At 66.8% G+C, this 6,529-nt stretch carries 5 protein-coding genes and 1 pseudogene; 5 read left to right on the plus strand and 1 reads right to left on the minus strand.

Annotated features, from left to right (window positions below; all coding sequences use genetic code 11):
• Positions 1 to 99: 99 nt before the first annotated feature.
• The 5 genes and pseudogenes from IEX31_RS19660 (at position 100) to IEX31_RS15275 (ending at position 5,247) form a co-directional block, all read left to right on the plus strand.
• Positions 100 to 968 (plus strand): annotated as a pseudogene (locus tag IEX31_RS19660) (GMC oxidoreductase).
• 198 nt (positions 969 to 1,166) lie between these two features.
• Complete coding sequence (locus IEX31_RS15265) at positions 1,167 to 1,592, plus strand: hypothetical protein (protein ID WP_188744263.1); 426 nt, start codon at positions 1,167 to 1,169, stop codon at positions 1,590 to 1,592.
• A 120-nt stretch (positions 1,593 to 1,712) separates the two neighbouring features.
• The gene (locus IEX31_RS15270; RefSeq protein WP_188744264.1) at positions 1,713 to 3,959 is read left to right on the plus strand and encodes an MMPL family transporter; all 2,247 of its coding nucleotides are present in this window, start codon (positions 1,713 to 1,715) and stop codon (positions 3,957 to 3,959) included.
• A gap of 234 nt (positions 3,960 to 4,193) precedes the next feature.
• Positions 4,194 to 4,601 (plus strand): hypothetical protein, encoded by a 408-nt coding sequence (locus tag IEX31_RS19665; RefSeq protein ID WP_373285534.1) that lies wholly within the window; start codon positions 4,194 to 4,196, stop codon positions 4,599 to 4,601.
• 337 nt (positions 4,602 to 4,938) lie between these two features.
• Positions 4,939 to 5,247, plus strand: coding sequence for a hypothetical protein (locus tag IEX31_RS15275; RefSeq protein ID WP_188744270.1), 309 nt, complete (start codon positions 4,939 to 4,941; stop codon positions 5,245 to 5,247).
• On the opposite strand, the gene IEX31_RS15280 is transcribed toward IEX31_RS15275, so the two are convergent.
• The gene (locus tag IEX31_RS15280) at positions 5,148 to 5,522 is read right to left on the minus strand and encodes a hypothetical protein (protein WP_188744265.1); all 375 of its coding nucleotides are present in this window, start codon (positions 5,520 to 5,522) and stop codon (positions 5,148 to 5,150) included. The genes IEX31_RS15275 and IEX31_RS15280 overlap by 100 nt on opposite strands.
• Between the last annotated feature and the right edge of the window lie 1,007 nt (positions 5,523 to 6,529).

Raw genomic sequence — 6,529 nt, forward strand, 5'->3', positions numbered from 1 at the left:
AGATCATGGTGTGCGTCACGACGATGGGCCACCTGCTCACGGGCGTCGAGCGCGGTCGCCGGCGGTGCGCGTTCTGCGCTGCGACATCCGCCTGCGACGATGCAGGGGCTGCGTGGTGCGTCGCTGCGCCGGGTTCGAGACCAGGTCGCGCACGGGCGCGACCTGGTGCTGCTCGTCGGCCTGCAGGGCGAGCAGGCGCGCGGCTCGATCACGCTCGAGTCGGGCGACCCGACGACAGCGCCCCGCATCGAGTACCGCTACCTGTCGGCCGTGCACGATCGCGAGCGGATGCGGCTCGGCATCCGCACGGCCGTCGCCCTGCTGCGCTCGCGCGCCTTCGCCGACCTGTTCGATCGGCTGACACCGAGCTCGACGACGCGACCCTCGACGACGACTCGGCGCTGGACGCCTGGATGCTCACCAACCTCGGCACGGCGATCCACCTGTGCGGCAGCGCACCCATGGGCCCGGCGAGCGACCCGAACGCCGTCGTCGACGGGTACGGGAGCGTGCACGGGGTCGAGGGCCTGCGCGTCGCCGACACGTCGATGCTGCCGGATGCGCCGTCGCGCGGCCCTGCCGCGACGGCGGTGCTCATCGGCGAGTTCATCGCGCGGTTCATGCGCCGCAGCGTCTATACGGCCCTGCGACTGGGCTGCGCGCGCCCTCGATCGGGTCGACGCCTTCCACGCGGCGCACTCGATGTCGGCGGGTTCCACGCCCAGACGCACGTGAGAACTCCGGACGGTGCATTCGTCGGCGGCAGCACCGCCTGCCCTGTGTGCTCCAGTCCTTCCCCGTGCACCTCGGCAAGCGGCGCGAACTGGGTCACCGTGCCGAGCACCACGGCAGACCCTGCGCGGCGGCGCGAGTCACTGAGTTGGGGCTGCCGCCCCACCGCCCTGCCGCCACCCACACTCGCAGCAACCGTCGTTGCCCATCGGGTAATGTTGCTCTTTGGGCAATGAAATACGGAGTGTGCGTGTGACTTGGCTGCGAGGCGAGAAGCGGGCACTGACGTCGCGGCTGCTCGCTGAGGCGAGTTCCCGTCTGGCAATGGAGCGTGGGCTGGACGGTTTCGTGATCGACGAGGTCACAACCGCCACCGGTTCCTCCCGGCGCACGTTCGCGAACCACTCTCCTGCAAGGAGGAGGCGGTTGCCGGGGTGGTCGCGATCGATGCGCTCCAAGTGTTGGACCGTATGCGGGTCGAGCCGGGCGAGTCGGTGATCGACGCGTTGGAGCGCGCCATCCGCTCGCAGCCGAACGAAGGGACCGTTGAGCGGGCGGCGCAGTTGCAGGGGCTGGCACGCGATCACGCGACGCTGCGCCCGTACTTGCTCGCCACCTTCGGCCAGGTGATGCGACCGTTGCTGGGCATCCTCGGCGAGGCCAGCGGTGGGGCGCGTGCCGATCTGGACACGCTGCTGTCGGTGAACGCCTGCTACGGGATCTTCAGCGCCATCACTCTGGGCGAGATCGATCTCCCGCTGCCCGGCCACGGCGCGCCCACCACCCTTGCGCACGCCGTCGATCCGCTCATCAGCCTGATGTCTGCCAGGCCCCGCGCCGGTTTCGCGCCCGCTCTCTGACCCGACAATCGCCACCCCAACCCTGGAGTCCCCCATATGTCGAGCCTTCTTTACCGCCTCGGGCTGTCGTCGTTCCGTCGACCTTGGATCGCGATCGGTGCCTGGGCTCTGATCCTGGGTGTGCTCGGCACCGTCATCGCCGTCGGGGGGGTGCAGCTCACATCGAACCTGTCGATCGACGGCACGCCGTCCCAGGAGGTTCTCGACACGCTCGCCGACGAACTGCCCGACGCGACCGGTGGCCAAGGGACCTTCGTCATCACCACCGAAGACGGGAGCTCGGTCATCGAACCGGAGCGGGTCGAGGTGATCATGGACGTCGTCGAGTCGGTGTACGCCACCGAGCACGTCAACGGGTCCGTCGAGGAGGCGCAACAACCATTCATCGAGCAGTTCGACGCCCTCACGGCGCAGGCCGCCGCGCTTCCCGCAGCGGAGCAGGCGGCCTTCATGGCGCAACTGCAGCAGCAGGCGGACGCGCAGATCCAGCAGCAGATCGACGACTATGGCTTCGCGCCGCTGATCGTCGACGGGCTTCCCTTCCCGCCGGTGTTGATCTCCGAGGACGAGCGCGCCGCACTGTTCCAGTTCGCGCTCGATCAGCAAGTGCAGCCGATGGGAGCTGCTGACCTAGAGGAGATCATCGAGGCCGGTGAGGCTCTCGATGGAGAGGCCGGCCTGACCGTGCTGCCCGGCGAGTCGCTCAAGTTCCCGGTGCCCGCGCTGGGCGTCGGAGAGATCGTGGGCGTCCTGATCGCGGCTGTCGTGCTCGTGCTCGCGCTCGGCTCGCTCGTGGCAGGAACCCTGCCACTGGTGACGGGCATCGTCAGCGTCGGCGTCGGCGTGGGAATCGCTATCGCGTCGGCTGCTGGCGAGCCGATCAACCTGATTACCCCGATCCTCGCCGTCATGATCGGACTCGCGGTCGGCATCGACTACTCGCTGTTCATCGTCAACCGTCAGCGCAACCTGATCCGGGTCCAGCAGCTCCCCGCCCCCGAGGCCGCCGGCCGAGCGGTCGGCAGCGCGGGATCGTCCGTCGTGTTCGCCGGGCTCACCGTCATCGTCGCACTCGTCGGCCTCGCCGCCGTCGGCGTGTCGATGCTCACCGCGATGGCTCTCGTCGCCGCCGGGACCGTCGCCGTCGCCGTGCTGGTGGCCCTCACCCTGCTGCCCGCCCTCCTGGGCCTCGTCGGCGAACGGGTCGTCTCTGTCAAAGCACGCGCGACGGGTGCGACGGCGGAGCAGCACCACCGCATCGCCCGCGGATGGTCCGGCTTCATCGTGAGGCGCCGCTGGCTCGTGCTCCTCGGCACCGCCGTCATCGTCGTGCTCGCGGCGCTCCCGACCACCGGGATGACCCTGGGGATGCCCACCGGCGGCAGCGCGAGCCCGGACTCGTCGGCCAGGCAGAGCTACGACGCGGTCGGCGAGTCCTTCGGCGCCGGCTTCAACGGGCCGCTCATCGCCGTCGCCGAGACCGGATCCGAGTTCGATGAGGAGCAGATCACCGGGATCACCGAGCGTATCTCCGACGTGGACGGGGTGCGGATGGCCCAGGTGATCGGCGCCAGCGACGACGACGGTACCGTCGCCTTCCTGGTCATCCCCGAGACCGGGCCGGGCGACGAGCGCACCGCGCACCTCGTGCACGAACTGCGCGAGACCACGGTGAACGGTTCCGGCGATGAGCAGACGCTGGGAGTCACCGGGCTCACGGCTGTGATGATCGACATGACCGAGAAGATGGCAGAGGTCTTCCCGATCTACATCGCCATCATCGTGATCCTGTCGATGATCATCCTCCTGTTCGCATTCCGCTCCGTCCTGCTGCCGATTCTGGCTACCGGCGGGTTCGTGCTGTCCATCCTGGCGACCCTCGGCCTGACAACCCTCGTGTTCCAGGACGGCTGGCTGGGCGGCTTGTTCAATGTGGAGCCCGGCACTCCGCTTGTGCCGGTGATCCCGATCATAGGCACCGGCATCATGTACGGATTGGCGATGGACTACCAGGTGTTCCTGTCCTCGTCGATGCGCGACCACTTCCTACGTGGGGAGAGCCCGCGGCGGGCCGTAATCAGCGGGTTCTCGGCCACCTCGCGCGTCGTGGTCGCCGCAGCGATCATCATGGCATCCGTGTTCGCCGGCTTCATCTTCTCCCCTGAGACGATGATCGCCCAGATCGGCTTCACCCTCGCCGTCGGCGTGCTCATCGACGCGTTCCTGGTGCGCATGACGCTCATCCCCGCGGCGTTCGCGATCCTCGGCCGCGCGACCTGGTGGGCACCCCGTTGGCTCCAGCGGATCCTTCCCGACCTCGACATCGAAGGGCATAAGCTCGAACAAGAGCCCGCGACGCAGAGCTGACGCGTGGCGCCACGCCTTGATCCTCGTGCCCGTATACTGCAACCTGCGAGGCTCAATCGCGTGCCTTCTCCCGTCCCGCGGGCATTCTCAGGGACGTCGGGCAACGCGGGCGATGGCGAGACGAGCGCGGCGGCCATGGCGACGGCGCCGAGCACCGGCACGGCGTCCCAGATCCGCTGACCCGACGTGCGGGCGTCCAGGGTTATCGCCGCACTCCGATCTCACCCCGTGAAAGTGGAGTCGCTCTTGTCTTGGCTGTTCGATGGTCATCCGCTGCACCCTGTCTTCGTCCACACCTCGGTCGTTGCGGTGCCGGTTGCAGCGCTTCTGGCCTTCGCCGCCGTATGGATCCGAAAGGTCCGCGACTGGCTCGGCGTCGTTCTTCCGATGCTTTCGACCGCGACGTTCATCGCAGTGCTCATCACCAAGCTGTCGGGTGGGGCCCTTGCGTCTCAGGTGGGTCAGACAGAAGCAGTGACCACACACAGCGATCGCGGATGTCGCGGTCGCCGGCGCCCTACTGCTGTGCATCGGAGCCTCGGCGCAGTGGGGATGGCTCCACTACTTCCTTCGGCCGCGCCCGGGCCACCCCCAAGGGACGGTCACCGATCCGCGCCGCGTGCACGCGGTGTCACCCGGTAATGACGCGGATGTGATCACGCGCCGGTGCTGAGAAGGATGTCACTCACACAAGACCGATAGCGCCGCCACGCTCGGGTTGGTGCCTGCCGAAGGCGCCGACCGCGTGATCGTCGCTCTGAGCTTGCGCTGAGGCCGCGTCGCGACAGTGCGGCGACCGTGGCCGCACGAGCCGACCAGCCGATCCCATGCTCCCGGCGGGCGCACAAATCCTCGGATCGCACGCCGTGTTCCGGCGAGCTTCTCATGCGGCATCCCTCGCGCGTCCGACCGCACAGCCGTGCCATCCGGATCGCGGCGAACGGGCGCTCGGCGCCCAAGAAGTGGGACGATTCGTCCTGTGAGAGCTTGGTTCGTTTCCCTGGCCCTGCTGGCGGTGGCGATCTCGGCGACCCTATTGTCGGACGTGATCATCCAGTCGGGATTCCCCGACCGGCCCCGGCCGCGCGACCTGCTGTTCGAATTACTGCCCTACGTCGGCTGGGTCCGCTACCTGACGCTGATCGCACTTGTCATCGGCTTCGCGCTCTTTCTGTACTACGCCGTGCGTCATGAGCCGACGAGGATCCCCGAGTTCGTCGCCCGGTACCTGGCCATGGGCTGGCTGGCAGGGTTGGAGCTGGCGCTCCTGCGTGGTCGTGACTCGTGATTCGGTTGGCCGCCGCTTCGGCGGTACGGGCGGTCGTTGACATAGTGGCCGAGCGAAAACGGGTCGCTGCCACCGAACCGCTTGTTACGGAGCAGGGAGATCGGATCGATCTCCAGCATGAGAGCGGCCGTGCAGCGTTCGTCGGTGGATTGCGGGTAGAACACATGGGCCTTGCCGACGCTCAGGTCGAATGTCTGCAGTCTGCCGGGGTGTTTGTGCAGCAAGAAGCCGAGATCGGTCGAGTCCGGACCGGCGTAACTGATGGTGAGGAGCACTGATATCCGATTGTCAGAGGGCGCGGACTGCTCAGGTTATCGGCAGTGCGCCCCTGGGACGTCACCGACGTCACCCCTGCTGTCGGGAGCGCCCCGAACACATGCTCGGGAGCAAATGTATTGGATAAACGTGCGGGCTCAACTCCGCAGAGCGATCGCGGTGCTGGCCCCTTCCGCCGCCAAATCACGGGCCACACGACAGATTCCGCGCCTGGCACGCGTCGACAATCCCACTGCAAGAGTGTTGGAGGCTACGAGCCCTTCCCCGAGCCCGTGCACCGAAACTCCCTGACCAGTGGCCAAATCGCACGGCGAGACGCAGCACTTGAACCTGAAACCGGAGATCAAGTCATTCGGCCAGTTGAGCGTCACGGAAATCCCGCTGATCAGGGATTTCAAGAGCGGGGCGGACCAGACTTGAACTGGCGACCGATGTACTCTCCCGGGACTACTCCCCCGCCGCTCGAATCTCGGCAACCGCTCGACTGATCTCGACATGATCGGGGATTTCTCGCCGATCCTGAAACTGCTGAGTTCAGACTACTCGGGACGCCTCGGAGTGGCTCGATCGACCGGGTTGGGATCGAATAGGCGTTGGATAAACGTGAACGTATCAAGTCGCGGCCGCACACTCCCGACTCAACCCCAAGTCCACAGCGCTCAAGCGAAGACGGATGGCCCCATCCTGGACGGTCGCCGCTACAGATCACGAGGAACCGACACTGTCAGCAGTCCCAGTCATGCAGGACCGCTCTTGAGCTCAACGGCCCGAGTCGAGCGCGCATGCCCGGCCTACCGAGTCCGAATCGGCCTATGAAAGCAGTGTTCCGACCTGCTGAATAGTGCGTCCGACGGACACCGCGTATTCGGACACCTTGCTCCTATGCGACTTCACGCCTTTCACTGAATATTCGCTTCTCTGAGCGCCATGGGTATCGCGGTTGAGCGCCACTTGCTCGTCGACGCGATCTTGTCGTTGAGCGCCACTGAGTATTCGGGTTCGGTGC

It is taken from the genome of Agromyces bauzanensis (assembly GCF_014645655.1).
GTDB lineage: Bacteria > Actinomycetota > Actinomycetes > Actinomycetales > Microbacteriaceae > Agromyces > Agromyces bauzanensis.